At 45.5% G+C, this 17,970-nt stretch carries 16 protein-coding genes; 7 read left to right on the plus strand and 9 right to left on the minus strand.

Annotated elements, in window-relative coordinates:
• Positions 1-596: 596 nt before the first annotated feature.
• From BIW15_RS20330 to BIW15_RS20340, 3 genes are all read right to left on the minus strand, one after another.
• Positions 597-827: a hypothetical protein gene (locus BIW15_RS20330; RefSeq protein WP_025535771.1), complete on the minus strand. Its 231-nt coding sequence runs from the start codon at positions 825-827 to the stop codon at positions 597-599.
• 87 nt (positions 828-914) lie between these two features.
• Complete coding sequence (locus BIW15_RS20335; RefSeq protein ID WP_005459239.1) at positions 915-1,469, minus strand: sugar O-acetyltransferase; 555 nt, start codon at positions 1,467-1,469, stop codon at positions 915-917.
• Positions 1,470-1,592: 123 nt separating this feature from the next.
• Positions 1,593-1,991 (minus strand): OsmC family protein, encoded by a 399-nt coding sequence (locus tag BIW15_RS20340; protein ID WP_005459319.1) that lies wholly within the window; start codon positions 1,989-1,991, stop codon positions 1,593-1,595.
• 205 nt (positions 1,992-2,196) lie between these two features.
• On the opposite strand from BIW15_RS20340, the gene msrB reads away from it, so the two are divergent.
• Positions 2,197-3,339, plus strand: coding sequence for a peptide-methionine (R)-S-oxide reductase MsrB (gene msrB / locus BIW15_RS20345; RefSeq protein WP_005479994.1), 1,143 nt, complete (start codon positions 2,197-2,199; stop codon positions 3,337-3,339).
• A 32-nt stretch (positions 3,340-3,371) separates the two neighbouring features.
• A complete protein-coding gene (locus BIW15_RS20350) occupies positions 3,372-3,521 on the plus strand; it encodes a DUF2256 domain-containing protein (protein WP_071653083.1) in 150 nt (49 codons plus the stop codon).
• 3 nt (positions 3,522-3,524) lie between these two features.
• On the opposite strand, the gene BIW15_RS20355 is transcribed toward BIW15_RS20350, so the two are convergent.
• From BIW15_RS20355 to BIW15_RS20365, 3 genes are read right to left on the minus strand one after another with little or no spacing between them, the layout of a single operon-like run.
• Complete coding sequence (locus BIW15_RS20355; protein ID WP_005480002.1) at positions 3,525-4,232, minus strand: SDR family oxidoreductase; 708 nt, start codon at positions 4,230-4,232, stop codon at positions 3,525-3,527.
• Positions 4,232-5,776, minus strand: a complete 1,545-nt coding sequence (locus BIW15_RS20360; protein ID WP_069515023.1) for a cryptochrome/photolyase family protein — start codon at positions 5,774-5,776, stop codon at positions 4,232-4,234. Before BIW15_RS20360 ends, BIW15_RS20355 begins: the two co-directional genes overlap by 1 nt.
• Entirely contained in the window at positions 5,777-7,114 is a 1,338-nt protein-coding gene (locus tag BIW15_RS20365; RefSeq protein ID WP_077281545.1) for a DASH family cryptochrome, read from the minus strand.
• Positions 7,115-7,434: 320 nt separating this feature from the next.
• On the opposite strand from BIW15_RS20365, the gene BIW15_RS20370 reads away from it, so the two are divergent.
• On the plus strand, positions 7,435-8,448 hold the full coding sequence (locus BIW15_RS20370) for a GGDEF domain-containing protein (RefSeq protein ID WP_005479978.1): 1,014 nt from the start codon (positions 7,435-7,437) through the stop codon (positions 8,446-8,448).
• 125 nt (positions 8,449-8,573) lie between these two features.
• On the opposite strand, the gene BIW15_RS20375 is transcribed toward BIW15_RS20370, so the two are convergent.
• Positions 8,574-9,152: a malate synthase gene (locus BIW15_RS20375; RefSeq protein WP_005484284.1), complete on the minus strand. Its 579-nt coding sequence runs from the start codon at positions 9,150-9,152 to the stop codon at positions 8,574-8,576.
• Positions 9,153-9,326: 174 nt separating this feature from the next.
• Between BIW15_RS20375 and BIW15_RS20380 the strand changes: the two genes are divergently transcribed.
• Entirely contained in the window at positions 9,327-10,883 is a 1,557-nt protein-coding gene (locus BIW15_RS20380) for a DUF3612 domain-containing protein (protein ID WP_005479975.1), read from the plus strand.
• A gap of 397 nt (positions 10,884-11,280) precedes the next feature.
• Positions 11,281-13,278: a methyl-accepting chemotaxis protein gene (locus BIW15_RS20385; protein WP_077281546.1), complete on the plus strand. Its 1,998-nt coding sequence runs from the start codon at positions 11,281-11,283 to the stop codon at positions 13,276-13,278.
• Positions 13,279-13,367: 89 nt separating this feature from the next.
• On the opposite strand, the gene BIW15_RS20390 is transcribed toward BIW15_RS20385, so the two are convergent.
• A complete protein-coding gene (locus BIW15_RS20390) occupies positions 13,368-14,723 on the minus strand; it encodes a diguanylate cyclase (RefSeq protein ID WP_023624819.1) in 1,356 nt (451 codons plus the stop codon).
• Between the two features lie 137 nt (positions 14,724-14,860).
• Here BIW15_RS20390 and BIW15_RS20395 point away from each other — a divergent pair, with 137 nt between their 5' ends.
• Together BIW15_RS20395 and BIW15_RS20400 are read left to right on the plus strand one after the other, a co-directional pair.
• Complete coding sequence (locus BIW15_RS20395; protein WP_015312834.1) at positions 14,861-15,466, plus strand: alpha-ketoglutarate-dependent dioxygenase AlkB; 606 nt, start codon at positions 14,861-14,863, stop codon at positions 15,464-15,466.
• Between the two features lie 69 nt (positions 15,467-15,535).
• On the plus strand, positions 15,536-16,630 hold the full coding sequence (locus BIW15_RS20400; protein WP_045586718.1) for a DUF3541 domain-containing protein: 1,095 nt from the start codon (positions 15,536-15,538) through the stop codon (positions 16,628-16,630).
• Positions 16,631-16,739: 109 nt separating this feature from the next.
• Here the strand turns inward: BIW15_RS20400 and BIW15_RS20405 are convergent, their stop codons facing one another.
• Positions 16,740-17,948, minus strand: a complete 1,209-nt coding sequence (locus BIW15_RS20405) for a NupC/NupG family nucleoside CNT transporter (protein WP_005459233.1) — start codon at positions 17,946-17,948, stop codon at positions 16,740-16,742.
• Positions 17,949-17,970: the final 22 nt, after the last annotated feature.

Raw genomic sequence — 17,970 nt, forward strand, 5'->3', positions numbered from 1 at the left:
AATTGGTGGGATACACATAAGAGAAATCATCAAAACCATCCGTTGTTAGTAATGAATTTCGCATTTAAAACAAAAGATAGAAACAAGATCAAATTCATGTTTTCTAATATATCGATTCAACCTTTCACAAGTTTGAATAGAAAATCAAACTTTCAGTCAATCTAAAAACAACAAAACATTCACCAAGTGAATATTCAAAAGATAAGTCAAAACTAAATAGCACATACGGTCAGCATATTTGTGAATTACTATTCATTAATTATTTTTTCATAAATTAAACATTAATGTGACCAATTTCACACAATTACACCGCGTACAACATAAAGTAAACGAAATTTAAGTGTTTACTGACTCAAAACGTGTCGATAGAACAGAGGTTAAACATCGAGCTGAAACACGTATTTCCCACCAAAATTTATTATACATAGCAGTGAGTTACCTGCATCCAAGCGGTTAAAATGCGTACTAATGTGACTCATTTTTGAGAGAGGAACATAAGAAGAGCAAAAGCACTAAAAGAGGATAATGCGATTTGAATAACCAGTGCTTCAAACCGCACTTATGAACTTATGCAGAGAAAGAAAGACTATCAGTTACTATTGAATGGTTTTATGACCACAGTTTTCGCAGATCAAGTGACGTTCAAATTCATCCATAGAAGCAAGGAAGGCGCCGAACACTACACTTTTGAGAAAGCCAGCGATGAACTCTTTCTTGTTACGATTTTTATCGCCTTCAAAGCCACTTTTTTTTCTAACTAACACCACGACATGATGCGTTTCTACCCCACATGTAGGGCACATGAGGACTTCTGTCTTGTTCGACATCTTAGACTCCTTGACGAATTATCCCTTTCTGATGGCATGATTCTCATACGCCTGTAAAGCGAGTCATCATGCCATCACTATCGATTCTTACTCTTCTTCGTTGAGACGACGAATCAACTTCGCTGGTGTGCCTCCGTATAGACAATCTGGCGGCACATCATGGTTAACGACTGAATTCGCCGCAATGACTGAGCGAGCACCTATCGTCACACCTTGGTTAATGACCGAATTTCCGCCAATCCACACATCATCTTCAATCGTGATGGGTTTACAAAACGTTTCCCAACGTCGGCGACTTCGGTAATCAACAGAATGAGAAGCGGTATACAATTGCACGCTCGGGCCAATGAGCACGTTGTTCCCGATGGTAATTTTGGCACCATCGAGCATGACCACGTTCATGTTGATAAAGGTTTCTTCGCCGATTTCGATGGTTTTACCGAATTCGCAATGGAAAGGGGCTTGAACAATGCAAAGACCCGCTTTGCCAAACAGCTGTTTTTGCAATTCGTCGCGCTTACTTTCGTCAGTGTTGTTATTGAAGGCGCGCAGGGCAAGAGTCGCTTGAGTTCGAATGGCGTCAATTTCTTTGTCCATGCCATCAAATACTTGGCCGGACATCATTTTTTCTAGTTCGGTCATTGGAAAATTCCTACTACTTCAGACCAAACACACAGTACGCGAATTGCACAAGAAAAAAAGAGAAAAGCCTGCACTTTTCTCTTTCCTATTTTGCTATTTTTTCATTCTGCGGAGGGTATCGATTTACACGATTTCCCAGCTGTGTGTCATTTCGACACCTTTGCCAAGCATTAGGCAAACCGAGCAGTATTTTTCTAGCGAGTCAGCCGCCACTTTTGCTACGACTTCTGGGTCAAGCTCGTCACCTGACACTTCAAAGTGGATATTCACTTGCGTAAAGATACGTGGCGCGGTTTCACGACGCTCAGTGGTTAGCTTAGCGTTAACAGATACCACCTTTTGGCCTGCGCTTTTTAAACCATCCACAACATCCACAGAGCTACAACCACCAGCGGCCATTAGCACCATTTCCATTGGGCTTGGTGCCGTTGCACCACCGTTACCATCCATCACGATTGAGTGACCGGACTGCGATTGACCGAGGAATTTAAAATCTTCGACCCATTTAACTTCTGCTTGCATGGTTTACCTCATTTTGGCATCGCTCGTTGGGTGTAACTTTTGCCCGATTGAGCGGTGTATTTCGTGCCGATACTGTATCTTTCTTATCAAAAAGGGCAACGGAATTTTAAAAATCGCTGTAATTTTTTCGCTCTGTTGCCTTTCTATTTACGTAGCACTTTTTATTTCAGTCACACTTTCTACGGAAAACAACGTTGAGGTAGCTATGAAGAAAATATCTAAGTTATTGGTCGGATTCTCTTTCGCACTTCCTGTCTTGTTTCTACTTTTGAGTAAAACAGGCACCGCCGATACGATGGATAAGATGAAGGCTTTAGAGAATGCAGAAATCGCCACACTGGCTGGCGGCTGTTTTTGGTGTACGGAATCGGACTTAGAACAGCTTCCTGGCGTCTTGGATGTGGTGTCTGGCTACTCCGGCGGGCACGTGAAAAACCCAACCTATCGCCAAGTATCTTCTGGAAAAACCGGACACATTGAATCCATCGAAGTGAAATACGACCCGAATGTGGTGAATTACGAACAAGTACTCGATTACTTTTTCCGCCACATTGACCCAACCGACGATAAAGGATCATTTGTCGACCGAGGTCCACAGTATCGACCTGCTATTTTCTACCACAACGCAGAGCAAAAGCAGATCGCAGAGCAGTTTATGATGGAAATCGACAATGCAAAGGTTTATCCAAAACCGCTTAAAACTGAGTTGATCAAGTTTGAGACATTCTATCCAGCGGAAGAGTACCATCAGGATTACTACAAAAAGAGCAGCCTAAAGTACAAGTACTATCGTTACGCATCCGGTCGAGACAAATACTTGGATGAAGTGTTTGGTGACGATCGCAAAGAACATCCGAAAACACTGCGTCAGCTTATCGATGAGAAAAAGCTGCTGTCGAAGGTAAAAGCATACAACAAGCCGTCTCAATCGAAGATCAAGTCTACGTTGACTGAGTTGCAATACTACGTAACGCAAGAAGAAGGTACCGAGCGCCCGTTTGACAACGAATATTGGGACAATAAAGAAGCCGGTATTTACGTCGACATCGTAACTGGTGAGCCGTTGTTTTCTTCTACCGACAAGTACAAATCGGGGACGGGGTGGCCAAGTTTCACTAAGCCAATCAACCCAGGTTACATCGTCGAAAAAACCGATTACAAGTTGATTTATCCTAGAACAGAAGTTCGCAGTAAGTTTGGTGATTCTCACCTAGGGCACGTATTTACCGACGGCCCAAAACCAACCGGGCTGCGTTACTGCATGAATTCGGCAGCGATGAAATTTGTGCCAGTAAGCAAAATGGCACAATTGGGTTACGGCGACTATTTGTTCTTGTTTGAACAATAATGAGGACTGGTTAGCGTTTGAGAATTAGTATGATGAAAGGCTTTAAATCGCACTTACCAACAAAGCTGTGCCCCGTCTGTGAGCGACCTTTTTCATGGCGCAAGAAATGGGCGCGAAATTGGGAGACAGTGATTTATTGCTCTGAACGCTGCCGACGCAGCAAACCAGAGAAAAAACCGTAACGCTTACCAAGGCAAACGCTCACCATCGTACGTCAAAAACGCCCCGCTATCTTGCGGGGCGGCTTTTACTATCTGCCCCATTAAATCACTGGCAACGCGCTCTGGTGTAAACAACTTACCCTCAGGGACATTCGCTTGAAACGGTTCAGACAACGCGGTATCCGTCGTGCCCGGATGCAATGCCAAGACCACGCCATTTTTAAGCGTGCGTTGCCATTCAATCGACATGGTTTTGAGAAACATATTCAGCGCGGCTTTCGAGGCTCGATAACTGTACCAACCGCCAAGATGATTGTCGCTAATGCTGCCAACTTTGGCCGATACAACCGCAAATTTCGGTGCACCACTGCACTTTAAAAGTGGCGTGAAATACTTAGCGAGTAACATGCTTGGCAAGGTGTTAACGGCGATGTTTTGCAGGAAAAAGTCAGGCTCCACCATTCTGAGATTTTTCTCCGGACCTTTGTTTGGCGTATGCAGCATACCGACACAGTTGATCACCCAATCGATACTATTAACCGCTTGACTCAAATTTTTGACCTGCGTTTCATCCGTGACATCGACCTGGTGCCAAATCAAGGCTGAATGTTCATAATCGGATTTTGTGCGCCGATAGGTCGCGTGAATTTGAGCCTGCGGAAAGCGCACTAGTGCCTCTTTGACCATCGCCAAACCAATCCCTCCGTTTCCACCGACGATCAAAATGTTCATCACAAATGCTCCAAATCCGCGATATAGCGTTCAGCCGTATCAAGAATCGCTTGGCGCTGCGAAGCTTCCATATTGTCCCAAGACCGGAAAATCATGCCGATGCGTGGATTGGTAGCGAGTCGCTTTTCATGCTTGTCCATAAATCGCCAATAAAGACTATTAAATGGACAAGAGCCTTCACCACTGCGCGCCTTGTTGTCATAGTGGCAACCTTTACAGTAATCGCTCATTTTGTTGATGTACGACCCGCTTGCGGCATAAGGCTTGGTGCCAACAATGCCACCATCGGCGAACAATGCCATACCGCGTGTATTGGGCATTTCTACCCACTCAATCGCATCGACATAAATGCCGAGATACCAAGCATCTACTTGGTCAGGATTCATCTCGGTGAGCAAACAAAAGTTGCCCGTCACCATCAAACGCTGAATATGATGGGCGTAGGCATAATCGAGAGACTGGCCTATTGCATTGCGCATACAAGCCATCTTGGTTTTTCCTGTCCAAAAGTAGTCGGGTAAATCACGTGATGCTTCGAGCTCATTTTTCTGCGGATACTGCGGCATATTCGCCCAGTACACACCCCGAATGAATTCCCGCCAACCTAAGATCTGACGAATGAATCCTTCTACCTGTGCAATATCGATGTGTTTGTTTGATTGATACGCACTAAGTGCAGCATCTATTACCTCTTTGGGGTGCAGTAACTTACTGTTCATCGAGAACGACAAACGACTGTGGTACAAACTCCATTTGGCATCGTGCTCCGCCGTCATCGCATCTTGAAACCGACCAAAGTGAGGGAGACAAACCTGACAAAAATGCGCGAGCAAAGATAGGCTTTGAGCGCGATTCACTGGCCATAACAAATCACCATTTAGTGAACCGATGGTCGAGATCTTGTGTCGCATTAGTCGCTCTACAATCTCGTCAACATTCAGGCTAAACATCAGCGGTTTGGGTAATTGCTCGATATCTTTCACTTTCAGTTTATTACGGTTGTTGGCATCGTAATTCCACTTTTCACCCACTGGCTTACCGTCTTGCATCAAAATATCAAAGCGCTTGCGCATCCGTCGGTAAAAGTGCTCCATCATGACGTGTTTGCCTTGCGGGAACTGCTGTTCTATTTCTGCAAAAGGCAGTAAAAAATGCTCGGTATCGACGCAACGTTTGACAACACCTTCTAATTTCAACTTGGTCAGTTGTTCCAACAGTCGATATTCATCAGGCTGTTGATACTCAAATTTGCTTGCCCCTACTTCACGAACGTAGTGCTGCAATACTTGGTCAAGATCGTCAAAAGCGGCAGTGTCATCCAAAGTTAGATGCAGAACATGATGCCCTTCTTCTTGCTTCTCTTGAGCAAACATAGCCATCGCGGAGAAGAAGGCGCACACCTTTTGAATGTGATGCGTAACGTAAGTATTTTCTTGCTTGAGCTCAGCAATCAAGTAAAGCACGGTATCATCCGCTTGCTGAAACCAAGAATGCTCGCTGTTGAGTTGGTCGCCGAGAATCAATCGCACCGTGTCATAACGCATTTATTTATCTCCATTTTCTTGCTGCGTTGTGATTGGCCAGTCGACCATATCGACAACGTCTTGCTGCGCTCGGCTGTCACGCCCTTGCCATCGTTCAATGAACTCATGATTTGGGTCGTACATTTGTGTCTGCTTCTCCAAATTAAACTGACGAGAGCCTCTCGGATCTGCCCCTACTCCCGCTAAATATTGCCAGTTTCCCCAATTCGAGCCGACATCGTAGTCAATCAACTGCGTTTCAAAGTAGGCCGCGCCATACCGCCAGTCCAGCCCCAGTTCATGAACAAGGCAACTTGCAACCAACTGGCGACCACGGTTAGACATATAACCAGTGTTATTCAGTTGGTGCATACACGCGTTGACGATGGGATACGGTGTGGTGCCATTTTTCCACTGCTGAAAACGATGCGCATAAAAACTGGTTAACGGCGGTTGATTGCGAATACCACCAAACCGAAACAGCCTTTGTTGATAACACCTTGCGTACCAATAAAAATATTCGCGCCACAACAATTCAAAGTAAATCCAGTAAGTCGAATCATTCGCCCCTTGGGTTTGTTCATACTGTTTGAGCATGGCATAAATCATTCTTGGCGACACACAACCAAGCGCAAGCCAAGGTGAAAATTTGGTGGAATACGCCATCCCGTCGAGTCCGTTGCGCGTCTCTTTATATGAGCTTGCCAAGCCAGAAGAAAAGTAACGCCGACAATGCGCAAGACCACTCCATTCTCCGCCAGAAAACAGCGCAGACTCATCAAAGTAAGAAGAGGATAAAGTTGGCAGTTGAGCGTCTTTTGGCATTGGCGGTAGGCGGCTCGGCGCATCTATTGGGTGGGCGATGTCTATCCCTTCAACGCACTTTCTAAACTGAGTAAAAGTCTCGGGCAGATCAGGCAACGTAAACGGCAGCTTGCTTTCGTCGAACAAACTGCGTACAGCGTGCTGAACAATGACAAGGTGTGGGTATTCATCTTGCAGCTTGTGCAATATGCTCTGTTCATCCGAGCCAGCCATTGCGTCTGCATAAAGATGAGTGACACTCAAATATTGAATGGCATATTTGAGGGCTTGATACGGGGGTAAATCTAGCGTCCAAAGTCGCTGGCCTAATTGGCCGAGTGCGTCATTCAGTTCGCACAAAGACGCATCGATAAATTTCTGCCTAGCTCGTCCTAGCGTTACCTCCTGAGCAAAATGATGGAGAAAAGGAGTTACTGAAGGGCGACAATACAAGCAAACCAATTCATCCAGAAAAGATGAGGCATTAACCAATAGCGAGTTATCGTGAAGTCTTAGGTCAAACGTAAACCAGTAAAGCCCTATTTTCTTTTTCAAAAAACGTCCTTAGGCAAGGAGCTAAATGTACTGATTTGTTTTACGCTCGGCATCGCGAGCGGATCATCCATTCTTACTAACTACAGCGCTTTCCATGCTCTTTGCATGAATCGTGAACATAGGAGCCAAATCGTATTTCCACCCTCAATCGTTCACTTTTTAAACCACAATTTTATAAGATCAAATTTCAGATTTATGAATATCACCGCTATTTGCTCATTTTTTTATATAAACCAAGCAAAAATGATAAAAATTAAAGCGATATTAGTTAATATCCGGTAATCTAAATCCAATTCCATTTTGCTAGTAACATCGCAGAAATGACTGACGAGTTTAAGAAATCGACCGCTAACTTAAAAAAAGCGGTGCCACTAATGATCAAAAATCATGTAGCTGCCACCCCCGCAAACTACGCGCTTTGGTATACCTACGTAGACAAAACCATTCCAGAACTCAATTTTGAGATGGACGAAGTGTTAGAACACTACGGTATTTGTCCACCAGCAGCGAACAAACAGCTTTACAACAACTACGTGGCCAGTAGAGCAGAAACCAGTTTAGAAGATCTCAAAACCAACGTAGAAGTGCTATTGCATGAAGTGTCGAGCTCCATGAGTGATACTTTGTCAGATACCTCTTCTTTCTCTGCGATGGTCGATAAAAGCTTCAACAAATTAGAAAAAGTCGAAGACAACAGCTTGAGCATCGAAGAAGTGATGGTGGTGATCCGCCAACTCGTTGCTGAATCTCATGAGATTCGCCACTCAACTAAATTCTTAAACCGTCAACTCACCAATGCGAGTGAAGAAATTTCTCGTTTGAAGCATCAATTAGCCGAAGTACAAAAAGACGCGCTGTTTGATGGACTCTCTAATCTTTACAATCGTCGTGCCTTTGATACTGATTTAAGCATGCTGATTAACGCTAATCAGGCGATGACTCTCATCTTGCTGGATATCGACCACTTTAAAGCGTTCAACGATAACTATGGGCACCTATTTGGTGACACAGTATTGAAAGCGATCGCGCGTCGACTACAACAAAGCTGTCGCGATGGTGTGAGTGCGTACCGCTTCGGCGGCGAAGAATTTGCGTTAATTGTGCCAAACAAATCCCTACGAATCGCCCGCCAATATGCCGATACCCTGCGCCGCATGATTGAAAAGCTACGCGTACGTGATAAACGCTCGGGCACACAAGTTCATAGCATTACCGCTTCTTTTGGTGTGGCAGAGTTCGAAGTTGGTGACACCGTAGATTCATTAGTCAACAAAGCCGATAAACAGCTTTATGAAGCAAAACAACTCGGTCGAAACCGAGTGATGCCTATCTAAGCTAACCTCTCTGGCAACACAGTAAAGACGGTTAGAACAAATAAAGAAACCCCGCACTGTTTAGCGCGGGGTTTCTACTTTCTCGTCCTACATACCCCAAGCAGGCTACTTGGGCTTATATTTGATTAATCAATGCTGTAGCAGTAGCTAAGAACATAGTCGTCACCATTTTTTGCGGTGTACTCTTTGTCTTCGCTACACGCCATCGGTTTGCCTTTCTTGTCGCCTTTAATAAGACTAATCCAATGACGCATCGCGGTTGGCGCATTGCCAGTCAACTCTGGATTGAACGTGATGCGAGTTTCCAATTGGATGTCATCGATGTCCATCAACTCCACACAACCTGTGCCTTTATGGCAACCAAACAGCACTTCTACGTGGTTGCCTGAATCATCTTTGAACAAGATCGATTTTGGATCTTCCTTTTCACCAGTGTACGCCACGAAGTGTTTTGGGCTTTTCAGGCCGCTGTGTGTACCGTCTTTGAAATAAGCCAAAACATGGCGGTAATCAATCACGTAACTTGATACATCTTGGTGCGACCCGTTCTCCAATGGGAACATGCGGTCTAGTAGTTGCTTCGCTTTTACTTGTTTCTCACTCTGCTGCTCAGCACTTACCGCTTCGACGGCAAATACGGCTTCAGCGATAAATGGGCGTTGTTGTTGTTGCATCTCTTTTTTATCGAAGTTCAGCATATTCATCGTCATATCCTCGCACTTAAAAACTCGTCCTAGAGTAAAAACTTAAATCCTTTATTTAAGTTTCAGGCAATTCTGTGAAGTTGATGGTTAATTTCCTTGCCTGCTCATTATGTAGACTAGCGAAATATTGACTACAATTTCACAACAAAAATTTTACAATGTGAATTTTACAAAATGTCTGTGTCAAAAAGTCTTATTCGTCAGTCCCATTTTCTTGGTACGAAAATTCGTAACCTAAGAAAAAACAACCATTTAACGATGGAAGATTTGTCTGCCCGTTGTGTAAGGATTAATCCTGAGTACGCGCCGTCGGTTTCTTACCTTTCGATGATTGAGCGCGGAAAACGCGTCCCGAGTATCGATATGCTCGAGGTAATCGCAGAAGTTTTTCAAAAAGATCCGGCGTGGTTTTTAGATGATGAGCCCGAATTAGAAGCCATTACCCCCAACAAAGGGAATCGAGGCGGAATTAATGGCATGGCGCTAGAACCGAGCTTCCTGTTTTCCAATGACATTCTTCAGATTGCTATTCCAGAAATGCTGTCTCAAACCGGGATCACAGGTCGTCAATTTGCTCACCTGCTAATCCGCGCGCACCAAGAGAACCATCAAAACCATTTTCCTGATTTAGAACGTGCCGCCGAAGAAGTGGGATTGAAGCGCCTTAATTTGTCGGTTGAGGATTTGATCGACATTGCCAAAAGTATGGGCTTGGATATCCGCTGGGTTGACCGAGCGCCTCAAGATGTCATCGATGAATTGGGCGTAAACGCCAAGCAATTGATTACGTCATTCATGGAACCACCAGGCACCATTTATCTCAACAAACGGATGCGCGACTACCCTACCCGTTTAAAATACGACTTATCGGTATACATTGGCCACCGCGTATTGCACAGCAGCGACGCGATGAATAACGTGCTCTCCATCGGACATCAGAATAACTGGGAACAAATGGACAGCCCCGTGTCGAACTCTGAGCTAAATTCGCAAGACATTCTGCAAGCTTGGCGAGACTTTGAGTCCAGCTTTTTTGCAGGAGCTCTGCTTTGCCCTAAAGTGCCATTTCGTCAGTTGCTCGACCGCTCCGGTTACGAAATTGATGTTCATAAAAAAGCAGGCGTTTCACCATCGGTTGCGATGCGCCGCATGACCGTTGTGTCACCATATCCCCATTGGCACTATTTCGACGCGTACGGGCCGGGCAAGCTTAAAGCTGTGTATCGAGGGAATGGCATCCCACTCCCTTGGGGCAACATGCGCAAAGTGAATGACCCATGCCAACACTGGGCGGTATTCAGACGTCTATCCCAACCTTTAGATACGAGCTCTGCGCAAATCTCGATTTTGAATGTGGGTGACGAGCCACGCATTTATTGCTGCGAATCGGTCAACGTATTTGACCCGGCGGGGAACAACCGAGTGTTGTGTGCGGGGATAGATTTAAACCCTGCGATTTCAGCACAAGGCGGTGATGCGGTTTCCATAGCGGAAGAGTTGAAGTCTCTCTGTGTCGCTTCCGGCGGAAGCAGTGTTATTCCGCCTCATATCAAAAAAGACTTAACTACGATCGCTAAAATCTTAAATATCAATTGGATAGAACGCGGCATTCAAAGCCAAGCAAGATTGATTTGTTCAAGAGGGGCGGTATGTCCAAGACAACCAAGCTGTTACAGCAAATGCGGGGAAGCGGACGAGACGGGTGACAATGTGAATATTATCGGTCTCTAGAAAGAAAAAACGCCAATCACAAGAAAGGTGATTGGCGGTATATACTTGTGAACAATGTGTATTCACTAACAACGTCAGTTGGCTAGGTGACCCTCGGCTTAATAAGGGTCACTCTAGATAAAGCACGATGCGTGCCAACTTTAAAAAAGCTGTTTTTTAATAGATCCAGGTGCATATCGACGCATTATTAACCAGCATTTTCGCAAATTGCATTTGCAAAATGCAATAGCATGCAAATATGCCACTTGTTACATTGCTACTAATCACTTTCTCAGCAAAAAACCAACTACTACTTTGTGATTATCCATTAGCTTTCATATTTTTACCCTATACTGCTAATTAATGAGGAAAAATACCTCAGTAAATGGATTTCACGGTTGGTACCTAGGAGAGCTCTATGTTTGCGTTCGTTCGTCAGTTTCCCCTCTATATCATGGTCAGTGTTGTTGCAGGCGTCCCATTATTACTTGCTATTTTTCTTGCGGTTCAGCACACCATCAATTTAAACACTCAGTCCCACCAAGCCCTGAAAGATCAGCAGCTAGTGACCTTAATCACCCACTACGACAACCTTGCGCATAATCTCGCCCTCGAACGTGGACTAACAGCCGGCGTACTGGGTAGCCAAGGCAAAACTGAAATCGTGCAAAAGCTGACTCAGCAAAGAAAAAAAGTCGATGACGCGGTCAATTCATTGGTTCAACTTAACACGCCATTAATTAGCAGCAGCGATAGCTACGACTTACTCCAAGATGTCCAAGTGCAGCTCAATCGACTCAATCAGGTTCGACAAGGGGTCGACCGCTTTTCGCCTCAAATCGCACCTTTTGGTTATTACTCCAACCTGAATCAGCTCATCATCGACAACATCGACGTTTTGATTGCACAGACTCAAAGCCGAGAGCTAGGTACGCTCGGCGATGCATTGATCTCTGTGATCGTGATGAAAGAGCGTGCAGGCCAAGCACGCGGCGCACTTAATGGGGTATTTGCGAAAGGAAGCGCCACATCTGTTTTGTTCTCCAACATTGAGGGATACATCCAATCGGGTGATTACGCATCAAGAAAAGCGCAAATTGCGTTCCCAGAACAATATCGACAGTCATTGCAATCACACCAAAGCAATCCTGCGTGGAAGAAGGTTGAGCAAGTACAGCAATCCTTCCTTAACCAGAGTGCCAACCTAGACAACATTCAGGGGCCTCAAGCAACGGAATGGTTTCCTATGGCAACCGAGCGCATCGGTCTCATGAACCAGTTGCGTAACCAAATGGTTGATCAGATGCTCAGTGCAGCAGAACATTCCGCGCAGCAAGCCACGTTAAATCGTAACTTGTTGATGGCTGCGACTACTGTGATTTCTCTGCTTATGATCATGATGGTGTGGGGGTTGGTTGCAAGCCTACGAAGCCGCGTTGGTCGCCTGAAACAAACCCTGCGCAGTATGTCTGAGCACCACGATATGACGGTTGAACTCGATTCTCGCGGCAAAGATGAAATCGCTTCCATCTCGAACAGCATTAATGCCTTGATCTCTAACTTCAGAAAGCTGCTGTTTGACGTCACTAAGACCAATAACGAGAGCTCAAATCGACTACAAAACATTGTTGACTCTGCGCAGGATCTTGATAGCAGTAGCCGCTCTACCATCGCTAAATGCGACAACATCGCAACCGCGATGACTGAACTCGCACAATCGAGTGTGGAAATCGCTCAGTCCGCAGAGCGCGCAATGGGTGACACCACAACCATGAATAACAAAGTGGTCGACTGCCAGACCCAAAGTGAATTGTCTTACCGCTCCGTACAAAGCTTGTTGGAGCAGATCAACGCCACTGAACAATGCATGGCAGAATTAGCGAACGACACGCAGAGCATTGGCCAAATAGTCGAGACCATCAACAGCGTTTCTGAACAAACCAACTTATTAGCCCTTAACGCAGCAATTGAAGCCGCTCGTGCGGGCGAACATGGTCGCGGCTTCGCGGTTGTCTCTTCTGAAGTGCGTGATTTGGCGCAGCGCAGCCAAGAAGCTACCGAGAACATCAGCAAACTGTTGGACCAAATTGGCGAGAAAACCCGTTTCTCAGTAGAAAGCATGGCGAAGAGCAAACAAGCCAGTGACGACACGTTTGAATCCGTGCAACAAGTGAATGAGAGTGTGTCTTTACTCGAAAGCAGCATCGAACACGTGAACAATCACATCAGCACCATTACGCACTCGACCATTGAGCAATCTAAAGCATGTGAAGCCATCGACCAAGATATCGACGTACTGGCGAGCATCGCGCACAAAACGGGTCAGCACGCTGATGACTTGAACCAGATTGTTTCCGGTTACCAAGCTGAAGCGATGGAGCTAAAACATCAGCTAAGTGCTTTCAAATTGGCATAGAGAATTCTTGGGGACGCACTTTTCTACCTTCCCTATCTTTCTCACTCTGTAAATACAACAAAGCCCAGAATCAATCTGGGCTTCGCTTTTTATCCGCCGTGTTTTTGTTGATACATCCGTTCGTCCGCGATTTTCATCATTTGTTCTGGAGAAGTCATTTGCGGATCGAAGATGGCGTAACCAATGCTCACGCGTAGGTAGATCAGCTCTTCGTCATAAATAACGGGCGTCGAACACAACGCCAACCTGAGCTTTTGCAGTAACTTCTGCACGTGCTCTTCCATTCCCAAATTGTGTACAACCACTAAAAACTCGTCACCGCCCATTCGCGCGACCATGTCTGAACGTCTCAAGCTGCTTTTGATGCGCTCTGCGGTGGCAATCAACACCTTGTCACCCGCGTCATGGCCGAAGGTATCATTGATGTGTTTGAATCGGTCTAGATCTATATTGATCAACGCAAAGCTGTAACGTTTTTTATAGCGCTTAGCGATTTCAAACTGCTGCTTGTATGACTGCATAAAGTAGCGGCGATTAGGCAAATGCGTCAGTTCATCATGCAGCGCACGGTCGTCAGCGATGATGTACAAACGGTAAATCACGATCAACGCAATACTCAGTGCAATGAGAATGGGATAGCCAATGATTCTGACGATGTTCAGCTCAAACCACGAAATTTGTTGCTCAAGCTGCCCACCCGCGTAGGCCGCCATGCTCCAGCCACCGTAAGGGAAGTGCACATGCTCTTTGGCGTACAGTTTGCCCGTTTGATTAGGATCACCAAAGAACATATCCCCATATTCTCCGCCGCTGTCATAACCGCGTATCGTCAAAGGATAATGGTATGAGAAGTCGAATACGCCGGTCTCTCGCATTAAACCATCAAAATCCACCACGGCGCTGATCACCCCCCAATACTCTTTGTTGATTGGTGGGTCTCGAAATACTGGCACGCGTACAATAAGCCCTCGCCCACCTTGAACAAGCGACACAGGCCCCGCGATGAAAATCTCTTGAATATCTTTGGCTTTTTGAACTTGTACCCATTGCGCTGGTACTTTACGGTAATCCAGACCAAGGACGCGCTCGTTGCCTTTAGTTGGGAATATATGGCTAATTACATCATTTTCCGCAATACCGATGACCGTGATGTGCTTACTTTTGTTAAGAATACGATCGGCGGCAATGCTTAGCTCCTCTTCTTCGCTATTTGGCAGCAAAGTGATTAGCGTCGCTAATGTGCTGGCTTTGTAAATATCAGCCATGAGTACCGCTTCCAAATTGGAGCGGAGAATAGACAGTTGTTCTTTGGCTTCAACTTGCACGCGCTCTTGCTGAAGGTCTTGCTGATTCTGATGCAACAGCTCAATAACACCAACACACAAGGCAACAAAAGCGAAAAAGAACAGTGCAAAATAGCACTGTTTTCTGGGTGAATAACGCATTAGCTCCCCACTAGCTCGTCCGTTACTACGAGAATTATTCTTTTATTGTTAAAATTCTTATTATCTACAAGAATAACCAATAGCCTTTGCAAAGGTAATAATTATCTGAAATTTTTATGGTTTAAATAGGCAACGGGATGCAAGGACAAGGCGATTTATTTGAAAGTACGGATTGGCAAGAGGTACGCCAAGGTAAGCTCTTTTATCAGCCAAACTTTCTTTCTCAGCAAGAAGCGGATACGTACTTTTCAACGCTTATGAGTACCTTGCCTTGGCAACAAGAACGCATAACCATTTTCGGGAAATCGGTACTTCAACCTCGTTTGCAGACTTGGCATGGCGATGCGCCTTACACCTATTCGGGTTTAACCATGGCACCTCACCCTTGGACGTCTGAGCTGTTATCACTCAAGGCTCGCTGTGAAAGCCTTGCCAACACCCCGTTCAACTCTGTATTGGCGAATCTGTATCGCGACGGTCAGGACTCGATGGGATGGCACCAAGACAATGAACCAGAACTGGGCAGAAATCCGGTGATCGCCTCGTTGAACTTAGGTGATACGCGCCGATTTGTGCTACGAAATTTACATTGTAAAACTCAAATAGAATATGAGCTCGGCCACGGCGCATTATTGATCATGGCTGGGGAGCTTCAGCACCATTGGAGACACTGCGTTCCCAAAACAGCCAAACCAAAAGGAGAACGTATCAACCTGACTTTTAGACATATTTTGAACTATTGACTCAGATTTTACATTCTTAACAAACATTGATGATAAGTTTACATCCAGGTTATATCAGGGAATGGATTTATGCGTATCAAACCTATCAGCTTGGCGGTTTTGCTCTCTTGCTCACTCATCTTGAATGTTCAGGCATCTCAAGAAGAGGTGCCTGCACTTAATTACTCTCAATCAGCACAGCTGATTCGCGACACATACGAACGTGAGTTATTCACGCTTCCTCCCTTTAAGGAAGGCCACTTTGGGCTGCGTATGTTCCGCCAAACCTTAGATGAAAAATACTACGCAACCATTTGGACGGACATGGCTCAAGTCGCAAGCCGATTGAATCGCTTCGCGAATGACGTCGTCAAACCAGAAGACATCATTTTATATTCCTCTGAGCGGCTTACTCGCTACCAAGAAAAAGAGGACGAACGTAGCCAACGTCGTTATACCGCAACAAAACATCACCCTGAGTATTTGTATCTTGGCGTCGATTTACTGGGCGCGATGGCGAGAGCAGATGAGTACGGCTTAAAGCACCAACAAGATAAAACACTGCGAGAAATCATTCGTCGTTACGATTTTACTCGCTACGCCACCGATAAAGAGATGATTGAAGCATGGGCGGCGCAGTTGGCAAATCAGGTCTATTGGCTGCGTCAACTGGGTGAACAAGATGTGGTGAACGCGTTCATTGAAGCATTCCGAGCGACCTACCCCGACGACAATGATAAAAAGCTCTCTGCTCAGCAATACGGCAACAAAATCTATGGCATGACGCACATCATCTTTGCCGACTCTCAGTATTATCAAAAGCGCGTGAATGAAGCGGATCATCAATGGATTTATGATTACTTCCGCGACAACATCGACACGATTTTATTGCGAGCAAAAGAAGACATCATTGCCGAAGTAGGTATTTCATTTTTACTGGCTGGCCTTGACCACGATCCCGCCGTTGAGAAAACACGCCAAGCGATTCGAGATGCCATCAGCACCGAACAAGGGATGATCCCATCCGTTGATGGTGACTTTGATCTAAAGTATGGGGAACATCGCAATGTGCTCGCGATTATGCTTTTAGATTGGAAAGGTGTGCACAAGGCACCAACATATCAAGCGCACCCGAAAGCATTCAAATCGATCCCTTATGGGTTAGTACCTAAATCCCCCAAATAACATCGAATAAACATGGTTCGGGAATGCTCTTACACTGACTCACACGACGTTCCCAACACCATAAAAAAACCCGCCACATCGGCGGGTTTTCATTTATTGCTCAATCATATTAAAGCGAGATAAAGATACCTGCTAGACATGCGCTCATTAGGTTCGCTAGCGTACCAGCCGCTACCGCTTTAAGACCCATGCTTGCTACATCTTTACGACGTTCAGGTGCCATCACACCGATAGAACCTAGCTGAATCGCAATCGAACCGATGTTCGCGAAACCACATAGAGCGAATGTGATGATCACTTGAGTGTGCTCAGACAGTGTCGCTTTGTGCTGTACGAAGTCGATGAACGCCACAAATTCGTTCATTACAACTTTCTGACCAATGTAAGAACCAGCCGCTAGGATCTCGTGGCTTGGCACACCAATCAACCATGCTAGTGGTGCAAATAGGTAACCCAAAATCGCTTGCAGTGTTACGCCAGCAAAACCAAACATTTCACCTAGGTTTTCTAGGCCTGTGTTCACCATCGCAATCACACTCACAAAGGCAATCAGCATAGTACCGACAGCCACTGCGACTTTCATACCGCCCATCGCACCGCTTGCTAGTGCATCGATAACGTTGCTTTCTTCTGATTTGTCTAGCTCAATGTTGTTGTAATCGCTTGGCGTTTGACGCTCAGGAACGATGATTTTTGCCATTAGCAAACTACCAGGTGCTGCCATGAAGCTCGCAGCGATAAGGTATTTCAGCTCCACACCCAAGCCGGCATAGCCGCCAAGCACACTGCCAGCTACCGATGCCATACCACCAGCCATTACTGCAAATAGCTCAGAACGAGTCATGTTTGATAGGAACGGACGAATAAGAAGTGGTGACTCACCTTGAGATAGGAAGATATTACCCGTTGCAACGAGTGATTCCGCTTTACTGGTACCCAAGAATTTCTGGATAGCGCCGCCGATAAATTGAATTACTTTTTGCATGATGCCCAAGTAGTAAAGGGCAGAGATAAGAGCGCTGAAGAAAATGATGATAGGAAGGACGCGAACAGCGAAGATGAAACCAGTAGAAGCGAGATCACCAAAAAGGAATCGAATCCCTTCATCAGCAAAGCTTAATAACCCGGCAACGCCATTACTTAAACTCGCTAGTGCGGCTTGTCCCATCGGGAAATAAAGCACCAGAGCGGCAAAGCCCAACTGAAGTAACAAAGCGCGAGACACTGTTTTCCAATTGATGGATGAACGGCTCTCAGACAGTAGGAAAGCACAACCTAGTAGTGCAACAATACCAAATAAACTAAATAGAACACTCATGAGTCGGACCTACTGAACGTTG

Source organism: Vibrio sp. SALL6 (genome assembly GCF_002002385.1).
Taxonomy (GTDB): domain Bacteria; phylum Pseudomonadota; class Gammaproteobacteria; order Enterobacterales; family Vibrionaceae; genus Vibrio; species Vibrio parahaemolyticus.

Bases quoted from the DNA above. Each gene is read 5' to 3' on its own strand.
- BIW15_RS20400 (WP_045586718.1), top strand. From the start codon at position 15,536: ATGCGTATCAAACCTATCAGCTTGGCGGTTTTGCTCTCTTGCTCACTC.
- BIW15_RS20355 (WP_005480002.1), bottom strand. From the start codon at position 4,232: ATGAACATTTTGATCGTCGGTGGAAACGGAGGGATTGGTTTGGCGATG.
- msrB (WP_005479994.1), top strand. From the start codon at position 2,197: ATGAAGAAAATATCTAAGTTATTGGTCGGATTCTCTTTCGCACTTCCT.
- BIW15_RS20380 (WP_005479975.1), top strand. From the start codon at position 9,327: ATGTCTGTGTCAAAAAGTCTTATTCGTCAGTCCCATTTTCTTGGTACG.
- BIW15_RS20350 (WP_071653083.1), top strand. From the start codon at position 3,372: ATGAAAGGCTTTAAATCGCACTTACCAACAAAGCTGTGCCCCGTCTGT.
- BIW15_RS20370 (WP_005479978.1), top strand. From the start codon at position 7,435: ATGACTGACGAGTTTAAGAAATCGACCGCTAACTTAAAAAAAGCGGTG.
- BIW15_RS20360 (WP_069515023.1), bottom strand. From the start codon at position 5,776: ATGCGTTATGACACGGTGCGATTGATTCTCGGCGACCAACTCAACAGC.
- BIW15_RS20395 (WP_015312834.1), top strand. From the start codon at position 14,861: ATGCAAGGACAAGGCGATTTATTTGAAAGTACGGATTGGCAAGAGGTA.
- BIW15_RS20335 (WP_005459239.1), bottom strand. From the start codon at position 1,469: ATGACCGAACTAGAAAAAATGATGTCCGGCCAAGTATTTGATGGCATG.
- BIW15_RS20375 (WP_005484284.1), bottom strand. From the start codon at position 9,152: ATGAATATGCTGAACTTCGATAAAAAAGAGATGCAACAACAACAACGC.
- BIW15_RS20385 (WP_077281546.1), top strand. From the start codon at position 11,281: ATGTTTGCGTTCGTTCGTCAGTTTCCCCTCTATATCATGGTCAGTGTT.
- BIW15_RS20405 (WP_005459233.1), bottom strand. From the start codon at position 17,948: ATGAGTGTTCTATTTAGTTTATTTGGTATTGTTGCACTACTAGGTTGT.
- BIW15_RS20390 (WP_023624819.1), bottom strand. From the start codon at position 14,723: ATGCGTTATTCACCCAGAAAACAGTGCTATTTTGCACTGTTCTTTTTC.
- BIW15_RS20330 (WP_025535771.1), bottom strand. From the start codon at position 827: ATGTCGAACAAGACAGAAGTCCTCATGTGCCCTACATGTGGGGTAGAA.
- BIW15_RS20340 (WP_005459319.1), bottom strand. From the start codon at position 1,991: ATGCAAGCAGAAGTTAAATGGGTCGAAGATTTTAAATTCCTCGGTCAA.